Source organism: Streptomyces sp. NPDC001157, from assembly GCF_053598255.1.
Window position 1 is genome coordinate 324,182 of sequence record NZ_JBSFJW010000006.1, and the last position, 14,623, is coordinate 338,804.

The window sequence follows — 14,623 nt, forward strand, 5'->3', positions numbered from 1 at the left end:
GGGCCTTCGGCGGCTGTCGGCATCTGCCGGGCGGGCCTGGGCGTCAGTCGAGATGCACGTTGAGCCAGTGCATGGCGTCCAGTGCGAGGCTCACGTTGGCCCCTTGCCGGTCGAGCGTCGTGGGGAGGAGCTGTTCGGCACGGCGAATGCGCTGGAGGACCGTGTTGCGGTGGGTGTGGAGAAGGCGTGCCGTTCTCGTGGCGTTGTAGCGTTCGCGGACGAAGACCCGCAGTGTTTCTCGAAGCTCCGCATGCCCGGTGGCCAGAGGGCCGAGTGTCGCGTGGATGAACTCGCGCAAGCGCGCCGCTTCGCCGGCTACGAGGAGCACGGCCGCGACGTCCTCGTAGAAGGCGATCCGGTGCGTTCCGTGGTCGTGGACCAGACGCTGGACTTCCAATGCGCCATGGTGGCTGCGTCTGAACCCGTCCACGCCCTTGTCGACCGGGCCGACGGCAAGTCTCACGTCAGGAAGGGGCGTGGTGGCGAGATCGTCGGGGGTCATGCGGATGCGTGGGGTCACCCAAAGCCACAGTGCGGACGCGCTGGCGTGGACGAGGAGTTGGCTCGCCGACTCGGTGAGCCGGCAGACGATGTTCGCGGCCTGTACCAGGCTGGCGCGGTCGGCCAGCCGCAGCGGTGTTGAGACGATGACGCTCATGTGCGACGCCGCAAGGGGATAGGCGAGGTCCCGCTCCATCTTGTCCGTCGGGGCGGCTCCTCCGAGGAGCAGATTGACCAGTTCGAGCCGTCGAACCTGTTCGTCACCCGACAGCGCACCGCGCTCCTTCTCCAGGAGGTCCAGCAACGCACCGCTGGTGCTCTCGATCCACCGAGCGAGCGAACTGTACGCGCGATCCAGGGCCGGCTGGAGGGTCTCGGGGTCATGGCACAACGAGAAGGCGAGCTTCAGCCAGAGGGACCACATGGCCTCCTCGCCGGCACGGTAGGCCGTGCGAAGGTTGTTCTCATCACCCCATCGGAACCCTTCTCGCGCGACGCCGATGACCTGAGCGCTCAGGTGGGGTGCGACGCACTCGCCAGGGTTCTCCAGCATCGACCGGGTCCAGTGCAGTGTGTTCTCCCGGGTCGCCTCGCCGATCGCTTCGATGACGGACGGGTTCGACGCGAACGGACGGCCGGTCGCACCGATGACGGCCTCCTGGATCGGTGTCAGCAGGTTCGGATCAGCGAGTATCGCTTTCGAGACGCTGCGGATGAGCTCCTCTGCGTCGGCCCCGAGCTTGGCAGAAGTCATGCCCGCACCCTACTCCGGGCTGTGCACAGTGCACTGTCTGAACGCGACAGGCTGTGCTTGGAGCCTGTCGCTTGAGGATGTACACGGTGGGCGCCAGTCGACGTGGCTCGCCGTCACTCGTGCCGGCCTGATCGACGACGGATCCGACCGCCACCTCTTCAGGAGTTCCGTACCGCTGGGGCGGCTGAGGAGCCATGAGGAAGACCCGTTCGCCCGCGCAGAGCCGTGCCACCGTCGGCGTGGCGATCGAACGCCCCGGGTGCCACGGCATTGCGCAGCAGCACCGAGCGCTGGGGATCTTCGCTGCGCGACCACAGGAGTCCGCCGAGCCGGTCGTTCGTCGAGGCGGCCGCCTTCTGACTCTTCGTCAGCGCGGTGCGGTGGTGCCGATGGGCACGTGGCGTTCGATGAACTCGATCTGGTCGGCGACCACCGTCTCGAACAAGTCACCCACGTAGATGTCGAAGTGGCTGGCGTCGTAGCGCTTGATCTCGCCGCGCGGCGCACGGCGGGCCAGCTCCTCGGTCTGCCTGGCGGGGGTCACCACGTCCCGTTCGCACAGCGAGATCAGCAGCGGCGACGTCACGTCGACCGCGCGACGACCGGGGCGGTAGCCAGGAACCTGGAGCATGACCCGAGCCGGGATCCGGGGGATCTCGAAGGGCACTCCGGCGGCCTCGTAGATGGCACGGAAGCCCACGAGGGAATCCGGGGACGTCATCACCGCCATCTCACCCGGGGCTCCGACGATCGCCATGCGCATCGGTGGACGGCCGAGCATCGCACCCACCCGGTCCCTCACCGCGGCGCTCATCAGGCGCAGCCCCGTCTTCGGAGGCGTCGATCTCATGGTGGCCAGTCCGTCGGAGAAGGGGCACTGCGCGATCACCGCGACGACCCGGTGGTCGTCCGCTGCCGTGGCCATCACGTGTCCACCGCCGAAGGAGGTGCCCCAGAGGATCACGCGCTCGGGGTCGGCGCCGTCAATGGTCCGGGCGAAGGCCACTGCGTTGCGCCAGTCCTCCAGCTCCAGCCGGAGGTCGACGAACTCTCGCGGCTCGCCCGTGCTCGCACCGAAGTGGCGGTAGTCGAACGTCATCGCCAGGTAGCCGCGTTGTGCGAACCTCTCGGCATAGGTGTCGAGCCGGAGGCTCTTGACTCCTGCCAGCCCGTGCGCGAGCACGACGATCGGCAGGAGCGCCTGATCGCCGGAGGCGACGGGACGGAAGATCGACGCTTCGCACTCGCCGTCGCCGGACGTGAATCGCACTACTTCCGCCCGAGACCTTGGCACACCAGTCACCTTTGACTCCTGTCGGGGTTCGCCTTGTCCGATCGCGGGGCGTGGCCGCGAGAGCCTCCGACCAGCACCGGCTCACACATCATCGATCGGCGACGGGCGACACTCAATGTCGGGCTGCACACTGTTGGCCGCGCGAACTGTGCTAGTTGCACCTTCAGCCAGGTCGCGGGATGCGAAGGGAAATGCCCGGCCTCCAGCCCAAACTTCTGGACAACTCCAGCCCGCTCGCGACCGGTGAGGGAGACCACCTGCGCGACGGCCTCACACCCCTGCAAGTGGCGCGCACCTGCCGCCTCGGCTCCTTCGCCGACCTGCCCGACGCGAAACGCATCGTCCTCGACCTGCACCGCGCCTACGCCGACACCACCGGCCAGCCCTTCGACCTGCCCCAGGCATTCGCCGACGCGATCACCTACAACTCGGGCCCCTGCGCACGCGGGTCTGACCGGTGTCGACCTGCCTCACGAAGCGCGCATCGCCCACCACCGCAAGCAAAAGCCGCACGCGAACAAAGTCCGCGACGTCCTCATCCGCGCCCTCCACGCACAAGGCGCGGGCGAGCTGCGGGGCGTCTCCAACAACTGCGGCGCGGACGGCCGCGGCCTCGGTGTCCTGCTCGCCGCGGACCGGATCGCCCGCCTCACCGGCTCCTACGTGGGCGAGAACAAGGAGTTCGCCCGCCTATGCCTGTCCGGCGAACTGGAAGTGGAACTCGTGCCGCAGGGCACGCTCGCCGAACGTTCGGGCTTCGTCGCAAAGGACCTGTCCTCAGGAATTCTCGCCGTGCGGCCCCGATCCGGGTCATCGATCCAGGACCTGGGCAGATGCAGCTCCCGCTCCACCAGAGCCCGCCCCCTTGGCCGAGGCGTAGGCGGCGAACACGCCGATATGGCTGGGGGTACCCCCTCTGGGGGATCTCTGTGCGGCCGGCTGTCCCGAGTATTGGCGCTGGGTATTGGCGCTGCACTCCGGCTGAGACCGTGCCTTTCTTCAGGAAGCCGGTGTCGTCCACGATCAGGACACCGTCAGGCCGGCCGAGCCGATCGGCGACGTATTCCTGCAGGTCATCACGGATCTCGTCTGGATCCCACTGACACCACGACAGCAGCCGCTGCAAGCCGTACGGGGTGGCATGGCCCGCGTGCTCGGCGAGCTGCCAGCTGTTCTTCCGGCCTACCGGGCCGTCCGCCGCCGACCAGGCCGCCCGGCAAGGCACGACCGGCGCGTTTTGCGCATGCGAGAGCGCGGCCGATCGCTCAGCCCGCACTCGGCGGCAGCTGTGCAGGGCTGACCAGCTCCCCCAGAACATCAGCCATGAACTGCACCAGCCACCGCTGGGACGGACTGCGTGATGCCTCGTGCCGGGCGTAGAGCGCCACTTCGATCGGTTCCGTGTCGAACGGGAGACTCACGAGGCGGAGGCGGTGGGAGGCGGTGAACACCTCACCGGCGTACTCGGGGACGATCGCGATGAGGTCGGTGTGTTCCAGCAGGTAGGGCAGCACCGTGAAGCGGGTCGCGTCCACGGCGACGCGCTCCAGGAGGCCGTGCGTGGCAAGGAGCGAGCGGGGCAGGACGTGGCCGTGGGGGCCGTACACCGTCGCGTGGTGCTCGGCCGCGAGGTCCGCCAGCGTGACGGAGGCGCCGCGAATGCGGGGATGGTCGGAGGCGACCACACCGACGTAACGCTCGTGGAAGAGCGGGATGCGGACGGTGCGGTGGGACGTGAGGACCGGCGTGGCGACGAAGGCGTCGACTTCACCGCGGCGCAGCTGGCTCTCGACGGCGTCCACGTCCAACGGGCGGACGGTGAAGGACACACCGGGAGCCCGCTCGCGGGCCGCCGCGACCAGCCGGGGCAGCAGGGTGGCCTGGCCCAGGTCGGAGAGGGCGACGGTGAAACGCCCTGACATGGCGGTCAGGTCGAAGTCGTTGTCCTGGCGGATCACGGCGTCCATGCCGGCCAGCGCGCGCTGCAAGGGCTCGTAGAGGCGCTGGGCGCCGGCGGTCGGGGTCAGGCCGCGGCCGGTGCGCCGGAAGAGCTCGTCGTCGAAGTGCCGGCGCAACTTGGCCAGGCTGTAGCTCACCGTGGGCTGGGTGACGTGCAGCGTCTCCGCCGTCGCCGTGACGCTGCCGGTCTCGTAGAGCAGCACGAAGACGCGGGCGAGATTGAGATCGAAGCTGCTCATATCGAGCGAGTCTATATCGCATCCCGCCAACATCTATTGGTCCGAATGTCGTGCGGTGCCTAGCGTGGCCTGCGTCACTTCGACGTCGCTGCGAAAGGAACGTCTGTGCCCTCCGTGCGCAGTGTCTGCCATGAGTTCCTCCAACGCCAGGAGCTCACCACCGTCTTCGGCAATCCCGGCTCCAACGAGCTGCCCTTCCTCGCCGACCTGCCGGAGCGCTTCCGGTACGTCCTGGGGCTGCACGAGGGCGCCGTGGTGGGCATGGCGGACGGCTACGCACAGGCCACGGGGCGTCCGGTGCTCGTCAACCTGCATGCCGCGTCCGGTTCCGGCAACGCGATGGGCGCGCTCACCAACGCCGTGGCCTCGCGCACTCCGCTGGTCGTCGTGGCCGGCCAGCAGGTGCGGCCGGCCATCGGACCGGAGGCCAACCTCTCCAACGTCGACGCCCCGTCCCTGATGAAGCCGCTCGTCGGCTGGGCCGCCGAACCGGCCTGCGCCCAGGACGTGCCCCGGGCCCTCGCCCAGGCCGTCTTCGAGGCGCGGTTGCAGCGCCGACCCACCTACCTCTCCGTCCCCTATGACGACTGGGCGGTGGACGCGGGCGAGAACGCATCGGCCGTACTGGACTGGCAGGTGCACCGCGCCGCAGTGCCCGGCACGGAGCAGGGGCGTCGGCTGGCCGATGCGATGACCGCCGCGCGCAGGCCCGCGCTGGTGCTGGGCGGTGACATCGACTCCGCCGGTCTCTTCGACGACGCGGTGCGGCTGGCAGAGCGGCTCGGCGCTCCGGTGTGGGCGGCGCCGTCGCTGTTCCGGCTGCCCTTCCCCAACCGCCACCCGCAGTTCCGCGGGGTGCTGCCGGCGGGGATCGAACCCGTCTCCCGGGCTTTCGAGGGTCACGACCTCGTGCTGGTGCTCGGGGCACCGGTCTTCCGCTATCACGAGTACCTGCCCGGCCGGTATCTGCCCGAGGACACTCGGTTGATCCAGGTCACGGAGGACGCCTCCGCCGCCGCCCGCGCGCCGATGGGCGAGGCTCTGGTCGCCGACCCGGCCGCCGTCATCGACCTGCTGCTCAAGGAGCTCGGCGAGGCGACGGAGCCGACGGGCGACTACCGGCCCGTCCCCGCGCCGGCCACCGGACAGGGGACGCGGCTGCATCCCGAGGAGGTCTTCGCCTCCCTCCGTGACGAACTGCCCGACGACACGGCGTACGTGGTGGAGTCGACCTCGACGAACTCCTCGTGGTGGCGGCAGATGGACCTGCGGCGCCCCGGCTCCTACTACTTCCCGGCAGCGGGCGGACTCGGCTTCGGCCTGCCCGGCGCCGTCGGGGTCGCCATGGCCCAGCCCGACCGGCCGGTCGTCGGCGTGATCGGGGACGGCTCGGCCAACTACGGCATCACCGCCCTGTGGACGGCCGCCCAGCACCGCCTGCCCGTGACCGTGGTGCTGCTGCGCAACGGAACCTACGGCGCGCTGCGCTGGTTCAGCGGCCTGCTGGGAGTCCCGGACGCACCGGGCATGGACATCCCGGGCCTGGACTTCACCCGCATCGCGGAGGGCTACGGCGTGTCCGCCCAGCACGTCGAGAGCGTGGACGAACTACGGGCGGTGCTGTCCCGGCGACCGGACGGACCCCGGCTCGTCCAGGTCGACACAGCGCTCACGACACCGTCCTGACCACGATGCCCACCCCACGAACACACCTCGCAGAAGTCATCCCCCTCAGGTAACGGAAGGAAGAACGATGACCCTCCTGGACAACGACGTCTGGAGCAAGAAATTCCTCAGCGACGGCTGGCAGGACGCCACCCGCGAGCTCCAGGTCACCGAGCCGGCGACCGGCGCGCTGCTCGGCACCGCCGGCCTGGCCACGCCCGAGGACGTGCGCCGCGCCGCCACCCGGGCCGCCGAGGCGCAGCGGTCCTGGGCGGCAACTCCCCCGCAGCAGCGGGCGGCTGTACTGCGCCGCGCGGGCGAGTTGTTCACCGAGCACGCCGCCGAGATCGAGGACTGGCTGATACGCGAGGCGGGCTCGGTACGGGCCAAAGCGGCGTTCGAGGTGCAGCTGGCGATCGGCGAGTCATTCGAGTGCGCGGCACTGCCCACGCACCCCCAGGGAGAAGTACTGACGTCCGAGGAGGCCCGTTGGTCGTTGGCCCGGCGCCGCCCCGCCGGCGTCGTGAGCGTGATCGCGCCGTTCAACTTCCCGCTCGCGCTCGGCCTGCGTTCGGTGGCACCCGCGCTGGCGCTCGGCAACGCGGTCCTGCTGAAGCCCGATCCGCGGACGGCGGTGAGCGGTGGCGTGGTCATCGCCCGGATCTTCGAGGAGGCCGGGCTGCCCTCCGGACTGCTGCACCTGCTGCCGGGCGACAGCGAGGTCGGCCAGGCGGTCGTCGAAGCACCCGAGGTACGGGTCATCTCCTTCACCGGCTCCACTCCGGTCGGCCGCGCGATCGGTGAGCAGGCGGGCCGGCTGCTCAAGCGCGCCCACCTCGAACTCGGCGGCAACAACGCGCTGGTGGTGCTGCCGGGCGCGGACGTGCAGAAGGCGGCCTCCGCCGGTGCGTTCGGCTCGTATCTGCATCAGGGGCAGATCTGCATGACCACCGGCCGCCACATCGTGCACGAGTCGCTGCTCGACGAGTACAGCGCCGCGCTGGCCTCGAAGGCCCGGGCACTGCCCGTCGGGGACCCCGCCCGCGAGGACGTGGCGCTCGGCCCGATCATCGACCGGCGGCAGCTGGAGCGGGTGCACGGCATCGTCACCGACAGCGTCGCGGCGGGCGCGACGCTGGCCGCGGGCGGCGAGATCGACGGCGCCTGCTACCCGGCCACCGTCCTGACCGGCCTCACCACCGACATGCGGGCGTGGCGCGAGGAGATCTTCGGCCCCGTCGCACCCGTCATCGGCTTCTCCACGCTCGAGGAAGCCGCGCGGATCGTCAACGACTGCGAGTACGGCCTGTCCGTCGGCATCCTCGGCGACGTCGGTACGGCGATGAAGCTCGCCGACCAGATCGACTCCGGCAAGGTCCACATCAACGAGCAGACCGTCAGCGACGAGCCCAACGCCCCGTTCGGCGGAGTCAAGGCCTCCGGCACCGGCTCCCGCTTCGGTGGAGCCGCCGCCAACGTCGAGGCCTTCACCGAGGCCCAGTGGGTCACCGTCCGCCCGGACATCGCCGACTACCCGTTCTGATCCCCGCCCCCCGTCTCCATCCCGTCCCCGTAGCCGCTACAAAGGGAACGCAGCCATGACACCCATCACCTCACCCAACACCACCGACGCCGCCTCGAGAACAGGCACGTCCGACCGCAACGTCTGGACCGTGGTCCTGTGCTGGATCACCGTCATGCTCGAGGGGTACGACCTCGTCGTCCTCGGCGCCATCATCCCCACCCTGCTCAAGACCCATCACCTGGGCATGACGGCCGAGGACGCCACCACGGTCGCCACGCTTTCCCTCGTAGGCGTCGCCATCGGCGCCGTCCTGGTCGGCCCGCTCGCCGACCGCTTCGGACGACGCCTGCTGCTCATCGGCTCGGTGGTGGAGTTCTCCGTCTTCACCCTCCTGTTGCCCCAGGCCACCTCCGTCGGGATGTTCGCCGCGCTCAGGCTGGTCGCCGGTATCGGTCTCGGCGCCTGCATGCCGGCGTCGCTGACCATGATGGCCGAGCACATGCCCGCCGCACGCCGGGCTCGCGCCAGCACCCTGACCATGACCGGCTACCACACCGGTGCCGTGATCACGTCCCTGCTGGCCCTGCAGGTCACCGACAACTGGCAGGTCCTCTTCTACGTCCTCGGCATCGCCGGACTCGTCATCGCGGTCATCCAGTGGTTCCGCCTGCCCGAGTCGGAAGCGTTCGTCCGCGCCAAGGAAGCGCCCGCCTCCCAGCGCGTCGCATTCAGCGAACTCCTCAAGCCGGCCTACCTCCGCGCCGGCATCGGCATCTGGGTCGCATCCTTCATGGGCCCGCTCCTGGTCTACGGCCTCAACACCTGGCTGCCCAAGCTCATGAACGAGGCCGGCTACCCCATCCCCACGGCGGTCACCCAACTGCTCATCCTCAACGTCGGCGGGGTCGCCGGCCTGCTGCTGGGCGGCTTCGTGGCCGACCGGCGCGGCATCAAGCCCACCACGCTCGGCTGGTTCGCGATATCGGTGGCCATGCTGGCCTGCCTCAGCATCAGGATGCACAGCAACCTGCTCCTCGACACCGTCGTCTTCCTCACCGGCGTGTTCGTCTTCTCCGCCCAGGTGCTGATCTACGCGTACGTGACGAACTTCTATCCGGCCTCGGTCCGCAGCACCGCCCTCGGCTCGGCCTCGGGCATCGGCCGTATCGGCTCCATCGTCGGCCCGACGATCACCGGTGCCCTCGTGGCGGCAGGCATCGGCCACCCCTGGGGCTTCTACTTCTTCGCCGCCGTGGCGGTCGCCGGATTCCTGGCCGTGCTCACCCTGCCCGGCCGGGCCGCCGCGGCACAGGCGGAGGCAACCGCGGCCGCGCCGGCCGCCGAACCCGCCGTCTGACCCATCACGGAAGGGCGGTACGGCACCGAACGGGCCGTACCCCGCCGACTCACCGGTGTCGCCCCAGTGCACGGCCTGGTTCTACGGCAACGTCAAGGCGGACCTGTGGATCGCCACCGGCAGCGGCGGCACCGACTGCTGCACCGGCCTCGTCGGCGGGGTGCCCACCCTGCCCGTGTACGCCGGTGAGATGCAGGCCCGCTCGCTGGGGGTCGCCGCGTACGCCTACGACGAGCACGGTCTCCAGGTCGTGGACGAGGTCGGCGCGCTGGTGATCACTCAGCCGCTGCCGTCCATGCCGGTCACGTTCTGGGGCCCGGACGGGGACGAGCGGTACCGCCGTACGTACTTCGAGGACTTCCCGGGCGTCTGGCGCCACGGCGACTTCTTCAAGGTCAACGCGCGCGGCGGCTGCTTCGTCCTCGGCCGCGCCGACGCCACGCTCAACCGGCAGGGCGTGCGCATCGGCACCGCGGAGATCTACCGGGTCGTCGAAGCCCTCGACCAGGTCGCGGGAGCCCTGGTGGTCAGCCTCGACCTGCCGGACGAGAAGTTCTTCATGCCGCTGTTCGTCGCCCTGACCGACGGCGTCACGCTCGATGCCGGCCTCCAGCAGACGATCCGGGACCGGCTTCGCCGCGAGTACAGCCCCCGGCACGTACCGGATCGCATCATCCAGGTCCCGGCCGTCCCGACCACCCTGACCGGCAAGAAGCTCGAAGTGCCGACGCGCCGCATCCTGCTCGGCACCCCTGTCGAACAGGCGGCCGACCCACCTTCGTGCCCTCAGGTGACAACGGCTCCAGTGCCGCCCATTGCGGGTGCCCGAGCACAGCGATCTCCTTGGGACTCCCAGCGGCGGCACCTATCGCGCCCGAGACTTGTCGACCTTCCACAAGGCGCCAGGTAGAGCACCGAACTCCCCCGCCAACGTGCGACCGAAGTGACTGCCGGGTCAACATCCACCCAGCCATGGCCCAACTCGGAAACACCACTGCGAGCAACGAAGCTGCGGCATGGGCCCCCCAAGACCAGCTGACGAAGTGTCGGCAAAGGTGGCATCGGGTTAGCAAGAGTCCTGCCACAGCTGCCCACAGACGATCAGACCCTGGAATAACTCGTCACCACACATCGGACCTGCGACAGACCCAGCCACCCTCCCCCGCGTGATCGATGGGTGGGCGCGGAGCCCCGACGACACGTCACCCACCCATCGCCACTAGATCCGCCATTTCCGCAGGTCAACGCGCCCTTCCTCGCGGCTTCAAAGGCGTCGGCGGTAGTTCGGGGGCAGGCAGCGGATCCCCGTCATACCCCTTCACCACCCCGAATCTCGACCCTTGCATCCAGTCCTCACGAGCCTGGACGATCTCTTCCTGAGTCCGTCCGATCCAGTTCCAGAACATGATCAGCTCCTCCTCGAAGGGCTCGCCGCCCAGGAGCATCAGGCCTGCGTCCGACTCGGCCCGCAGCGGGAGTTCGGTGCGGCCGCAGCCGAGGTAGAGCATCGAGCCGGGCAGGACCGGCACGCCGTCGACGTGGGCCTCACCGGACATGGACAGTACGGCGTACTCGAAGTCCGGCTCCAGCGGAAGGCGTACGTCCGCGCCTCGGGCGAGAGTCAGGTCGGCGCCGACGATCGGGGTGTACGTCGTTCCGGGCGAGGTCGCGCCGTCGAGGGTGCCGAGGATCAGCGTGGCCTTGAGGCCGGGGGCCGTGACGCGGGGCAGTTCGGCGTGGTGCTCGAAGTGGGGGTCGGTGTGGCGGTGACCGTCCGGGAGGGCGACCCACAGCTGCGCGCCGTGCAGGAAACGGGCGTGCGGCCGAGGGCTCTCCTCGGAGTGGCTGATGGCCCTGCCGGAGGTCATGAGTCCCAGTTCGCGGGGGCGGATCGTCTGCAGGCTGCCGGTTGAGTCGCGGTGCAGCACCTCGCCCTCGTGCAGCCAGCTGACCGTCTGCAGGCCCATGTGCGGGTGCGGCGGCACCTGCATACCGGGCTCGTCGGCGATGTCGTCGGGGCCGTAGTGATCGACGAAGCACCAGGCGCCGACCATGCGGCGGCCCAGGTTGGGCAGCAGGCGGCGCACTTCGGTCGACTCGCCGAGCTTGACGCGGCGAGGACTGAGGAGTTCACGCACGGGCTCCGCCACCACGAATCCACGGCCGCCGCACACGGCGGGAACCGGCTCGCGATCAAGATTGCTCATGGCGCCCAACCTAGCCCGGCCGAGGGCGTCCCGTCAGTCCGTCACCCGGGCGTTCTCGCCTACCCTCCCGAAATAGTAGCCATGGATATAATATCCATGTATGGTATCTGCCATGAGTACAGGTTCCGAGAAGGCCACGCCCGGCTTCCTGGTGTGGCGTCTGTCGATGAAGTGGCGGGTGGCCGTCGACCGGGCGGTGTCCCCGCTCGGGCTCACCCACGCGCAGTACTCGCTGGTGGCCTCGCTGTACGGCATGCGGCGCGGCGGCGAGCGCCCCAGCCAGCGCCGCCTCGCCGACATGACGGGACTCGAACCGCTGTACGTGTCCAAACTGGCCCGCGCCCTGGAAGCGGCCGGCCTGATCGAGCGCACCCGGGACCCCAAGGACCCGCGCGCGGTGCAACTGGCCCTCACCGAGCAGGGCCGCGAGGTCACCGGGCGTGCCATCAAGGTCGTACAGGGGCTTCTGCAGCAGTTGCTGCAGCCGCTCGGCGGCCTCGACAGCCCCCGTACGCGGGAGTTCACCCGGGAGCTGGCGACCCTGCTCGATGCGCCTCTTGATCCGTTCGGCGAGAACACTCAGAGCGAGAAGGAGTAGTCATGACCACCACGGCACCCACCACCACATACAACAGCGCACCGCCCGCCGACCCTCGCGTCATCGCCCTGGCCCACTACGCCGGCCGCGCCGTCCTGGAGCATGTACTGGCCCGTCACGGCGCCGCCTTCCAGCAGCAGATCACCCTGCGACCCCTCGCCGCCGAAGGGCCTCTCGAGCGCGCGGAGCTCGTCGGACAGATCTCCGGCGCGCTCAAGGTCGACGCGGCCGAAGTGCAGGGCGTCATAGAAGAGCTGATCGCCAAGGGGCTGGTGGCCACCGAGGCGACCGGCGTCCACGCCACGGATGCCGGACGGGCTTTCCACGCCGAAGTCAGCAGTGAGACCGCGGCGATCTCCGCCCGGATCTATGCCGGTGTCCCGGCGGAGGACCTGGCAGCGGCCGGGCGCGTGCTGGCCCTGGTGGCCGAGCGCGCCAACGCAGAGCTGGCCGCGCTGACGGCCTGAGCGCACCTGCGCGACGTCCCGCATGCGTAGTGGAATGTTCAACGACCTCGTTCGGTTGGAGTGCACGAAGGAGGTCACGAGTGGAGATGACGTACTACGACCACGGAACACCGGCGGAGCGCTGGGAGCGCGCGCAGATGTTCTTCGACGCCAAGGACTACGCCGCCGCCGCGCGCGTGCTGGGCGGGCTGGTCGAGGAGGTGCCGGAGCAGACCGGACCGCGGCTGCTGTTGGCGCGGGCCTACTACCACTCGGCCCAACTGCGGCGCGCCGAGAGCGAGTTGCGTGTCATCGTCGAGCGCGACCCGGTGGAGCACTACGCCCGGCTGATGCTCGGCCGCACGCTCCAGCGGCAGGGGCGGCACGAGGAGGCCGAGTCGCACATGCGGATCGCCTCGGCGCTCGCGGGCGACTTCGAGCAGGTCTGAGCGACACCGTACGGCTGCGCGGTCGGGGCCCGGTTCCACCAGGGAACCGGGCCCCGGCCATGTCTCCGCCCTGCGCCGGCGCGCTACTTCACGGCCGGGCCGGTGCAGGTGTGGACCGCCCCTTCCGGTGGGCGACCTCGCCGAGGAGGACGTCCACAGCGACGAAGGCGGCCAGCGGAACACCGAGCAGTGGGACGAAATATCCGAGGACGGCGATGGCGGCGACCGCCGGGACGAGGATCTGCGGGGGCACCTGCTGCCAGGCGCCGCGTGGGATCGGCCGCCCGAAGGCGGACCCGCGGCCGCGCTGCCACCACATGCGGTAGCCCCAGACGATCAGCAGGACGAGGGAGAGGGCGAGCAGCATCAGGGCGATCTGGTTGACCAGGCCGAACAGGATGCCGGTGTGCAGGTCGATGCCCCAGCGGGTCAGTTTGGCCAGCAACGGGTAGTCCGCGAAGCGCAGTTCGTCGGTGACCTTGCCACTGGCGGGGTCGACCGCGACCGAGTCCTGCTTCTCGGGCCAGCTGCGCTGCACCTGCTTGACGGCGTACGCGGAGTTCGCGTCGGCGGGGGGCACGATCTCCACCGGGTCGGTCAGGCCCTCGGCCCGGGCAGCCGCCAGTACCTTGTCGAGACCGACGCCGTGTTCGCCGGACCCGGTGGCGGCGGAGGTGCCGTGCCCCGCATGCTCGCCGCCCGCCGTCGCCGAGACCGACGGGGTGGCCTGGCCGAGCGAGGTGCGCAGCGTGTCGACGTTCGCCCCGGCATAGGTCGACCAGGTCAGCCCGGTCGCGGACAGGAAGATGAACCCGGCGGCGGCCCACACGCCGACGGTGCCGTGCAGACCGAGCGTGCGGCGGCGACCGTTGGTGCTGCGCACCTTGCGCAGCGCCCGGCGGCGGGAGAACCACAGCACCAGGCCACCGCAGGAGATCACCCACAGCCAGCTCGCGGCGAACTCGCTGTAGAGCCGGCCGGTGTCGCCGAGGTGCAGGTCCCGGTGGAACTCGTCGATCCATGTCCGCAGCGGCAACGCCCCCGTCGAGCCGTACTGTTCGAGGGCGCCGCGCACCTTGCCGGTGTACGGGTCGACGAAGACGGCGAGGGAGTGGTCGGCGTCGATGCCCTTGACGCCGGACAGCATCACGCGGGTGGTGGCGTCGGCGTCCGGGGAGGGCCGTACCGCCGAGACCGTGCCCTCGGGGTGCGCCCTGCGGGCCGCGGTGACCTGCTCGGATATCGGCAGCTTGGTGTCGCCGACCTTCGCGACGGTCATCTCGTGGGCGTACACGAGCTTCTCGGCCTGGAACGCGCCGGCATACAGAAAGCCGGTGACGGCGGCGATGAACAGGAACGGTGCGACGAACACGCCCGCGTAGAAGTGCAGTCGCAGCACCAGGGGGCGCAGCGGTGCCAGGCGGCTGGGGGACGGCGCCGGTGCGGCCGCCGGTTGCGGGGCCTCGTCCGGTGGGGGTCCCCCCGCCGGAGCGGAGCCGGAAGTGGGGGAGGTCGAGGGAGCGCTGGACATGGGCGGGCTTCTCCGGAAGACGGGGACGAGGTGTGGCGTAGCGGTTCAGTAGTCGGGGGCAGGGGGCGCCGAGTTCCCGGAGACACAAGTGGCCTGCG

Annotated in this window: 12 protein-coding genes and 2 pseudogenes; 8 read left to right on the plus strand and 6 right to left on the minus strand. The window is 70.0% G+C overall.

Annotated features, from left to right (window positions below):
• Positions 1–43: 43 nt before the first annotated feature.
• On the minus strand, positions 44–1,255 hold the full coding sequence (locus tag ACWDAG_RS14015) for a PucR family transcriptional regulator (RefSeq protein ID WP_450695839.1): 1,212 nt from the start codon (positions 1,253–1,255) through the stop codon (positions 44–46).
• Positions 1,256–1,622: 367 nt separating this feature from the next.
• Complete coding sequence (locus tag ACWDAG_RS14020) at positions 1,623–2,525, minus strand: alpha/beta hydrolase (RefSeq protein ID WP_450695840.1); 903 nt, start codon at positions 2,523–2,525, stop codon at positions 1,623–1,625.
• Between the two features lie 555 nt (positions 2,526–3,080).
• On the opposite strand from ACWDAG_RS14020, the pseudogene ACWDAG_RS14025 reads away from it, so the two are divergent.
• Positions 3,081–3,299 (plus strand): annotated as a pseudogene (locus tag ACWDAG_RS14025) (CoA-transferase); the annotation flags it as partial.
• Positions 3,300–3,301: 2 nt separating this feature from the next.
• On the opposite strand, the pseudogene ACWDAG_RS14030 reads toward ACWDAG_RS14025, so the two are convergent.
• Both ACWDAG_RS14030 and ACWDAG_RS14035 read right to left on the minus strand, forming a co-directional pair.
• Positions 3,302–3,738, minus strand: a pseudogene (locus ACWDAG_RS14030) (IS701 family transposase); the annotation flags it as partial.
• A 76-nt stretch (positions 3,739–3,814) separates the two neighbouring features.
• Positions 3,815–4,747: a LysR substrate-binding domain-containing protein gene (locus ACWDAG_RS14035; RefSeq protein WP_450695841.1), complete on the minus strand. Its 933-nt coding sequence runs from the start codon at positions 4,745–4,747 to the stop codon at positions 3,815–3,817.
• A gap of 105 nt (positions 4,748–4,852) precedes the next feature.
• Between ACWDAG_RS14035 and mdlC the strand changes: the two genes are divergently transcribed.
• The 4 genes from mdlC to ACWDAG_RS14055 all read left to right on the plus strand — a co-directional run bounded on the left by mdlC (position 4,853) and on the right by ACWDAG_RS14055 (position 10,204).
• Complete coding sequence (gene mdlC / locus ACWDAG_RS14040; protein ID WP_450695842.1) at positions 4,853–6,433, plus strand: benzoylformate decarboxylase; 1,581 nt, start codon at positions 4,853–4,855, stop codon at positions 6,431–6,433.
• 67 nt (positions 6,434–6,500) lie between these two features.
• The gene (locus tag ACWDAG_RS14045; RefSeq protein WP_450695843.1) at positions 6,501–7,955 is read left to right on the plus strand and encodes a benzaldehyde dehydrogenase; all 1,455 of its coding nucleotides are present in this window, start codon (positions 6,501–6,503) and stop codon (positions 7,953–7,955) included.
• Between the two features lie 55 nt (positions 7,956–8,010).
• The gene (locus ACWDAG_RS14050; RefSeq protein WP_450695844.1) at positions 8,011–9,294 is read left to right on the plus strand and encodes an MFS transporter; all 1,284 of its coding nucleotides are present in this window, start codon (positions 8,011–8,013) and stop codon (positions 9,292–9,294) included.
• Between the two features lie 55 nt (positions 9,295–9,349).
• Positions 9,350–10,204: a hypothetical protein gene (locus ACWDAG_RS14055; RefSeq protein WP_450695845.1), complete on the plus strand. Its 855-nt coding sequence runs from the start codon at positions 9,350–9,352 to the stop codon at positions 10,202–10,204.
• Between the two features lie 331 nt (positions 10,205–10,535).
• On the opposite strand, the gene ACWDAG_RS14060 is transcribed toward ACWDAG_RS14055, so the two are convergent.
• Positions 10,536–11,501, minus strand: a complete 966-nt coding sequence (locus ACWDAG_RS14060) for a pirin family protein (RefSeq protein ID WP_450695846.1) — start codon at positions 11,499–11,501, stop codon at positions 10,536–10,538.
• Positions 11,502–11,613: 112 nt separating this feature from the next.
• On the opposite strand from ACWDAG_RS14060, the gene ACWDAG_RS14065 reads away from it, so the two are divergent.
• The 3 genes from ACWDAG_RS14065 (at position 11,614) to ACWDAG_RS14075 (ending at position 12,994) form a co-directional block, all read left to right on the plus strand.
• Entirely contained in the window at positions 11,614–12,099 is a 486-nt protein-coding gene (locus ACWDAG_RS14065; RefSeq protein WP_450695847.1) for a MarR family winged helix-turn-helix transcriptional regulator, read from the plus strand.
• Between the two features lie 2 nt (positions 12,100–12,101).
• Positions 12,102–12,566 (plus strand): MarR family winged helix-turn-helix transcriptional regulator, encoded by a 465-nt coding sequence (locus ACWDAG_RS14070; protein WP_450695848.1) that lies wholly within the window; start codon positions 12,102–12,104, stop codon positions 12,564–12,566.
• An 80-nt stretch (positions 12,567–12,646) separates the two neighbouring features.
• A complete protein-coding gene (locus ACWDAG_RS14075; protein ID WP_123969347.1) occupies positions 12,647–12,994 on the plus strand; it encodes a tetratricopeptide repeat protein in 348 nt (115 codons plus the stop codon).
• Between the two features lie 88 nt (positions 12,995–13,082).
• On the opposite strand, the gene ACWDAG_RS14080 is transcribed toward ACWDAG_RS14075, so the two are convergent.
• The gene (locus tag ACWDAG_RS14080) at positions 13,083–14,525 is read right to left on the minus strand and encodes a PepSY-associated TM helix domain-containing protein (RefSeq protein ID WP_450695849.1); all 1,443 of its coding nucleotides are present in this window, start codon (positions 14,523–14,525) and stop codon (positions 13,083–13,085) included.
• Positions 14,526–14,623 lie beyond the last annotated feature (98 nt).

What these genes read in the sequence shown, in the direction of transcription:
- ACWDAG_RS14015 (WP_450695839.1), bottom strand. Translation starts at nt 1,255, where the DNA reads ATGACTTCTGCCAAGCTCGGGGCCGACGCAGAGGAGCTCATCCGCAGC.
- ACWDAG_RS14035 (WP_450695841.1), bottom strand. Translation starts at nt 4,747, where the DNA reads ATGAGCAGCTTCGATCTCAATCTCGCCCGCGTCTTCGTGCTGCTCTAC.
- ACWDAG_RS14045 (WP_450695843.1), top strand. Translation starts at nt 6,501, where the DNA reads ATGACCCTCCTGGACAACGACGTCTGGAGCAAGAAATTCCTCAGCGAC.
- ACWDAG_RS14050 (WP_450695844.1), top strand. Translation starts at nt 8,011, where the DNA reads ATGACACCCATCACCTCACCCAACACCACCGACGCCGCCTCGAGAACA.
- ACWDAG_RS14060 (WP_450695846.1), bottom strand. Translation starts at nt 11,501, where the DNA reads ATGAGCAATCTTGATCGCGAGCCGGTTCCCGCCGTGTGCGGCGGCCGT.
- ACWDAG_RS14065 (WP_450695847.1), top strand. Translation starts at nt 11,614, where the DNA reads ATGAGTACAGGTTCCGAGAAGGCCACGCCCGGCTTCCTGGTGTGGCGT.
- ACWDAG_RS14070 (WP_450695848.1), top strand. Translation starts at nt 12,102, where the DNA reads ATGACCACCACGGCACCCACCACCACATACAACAGCGCACCGCCCGCC.
- ACWDAG_RS14080 (WP_450695849.1), bottom strand. Translation starts at nt 14,525, where the DNA reads ATGTCCAGCGCTCCCTCGACCTCCCCCACTTCCGGCTCCGCTCCGGCG.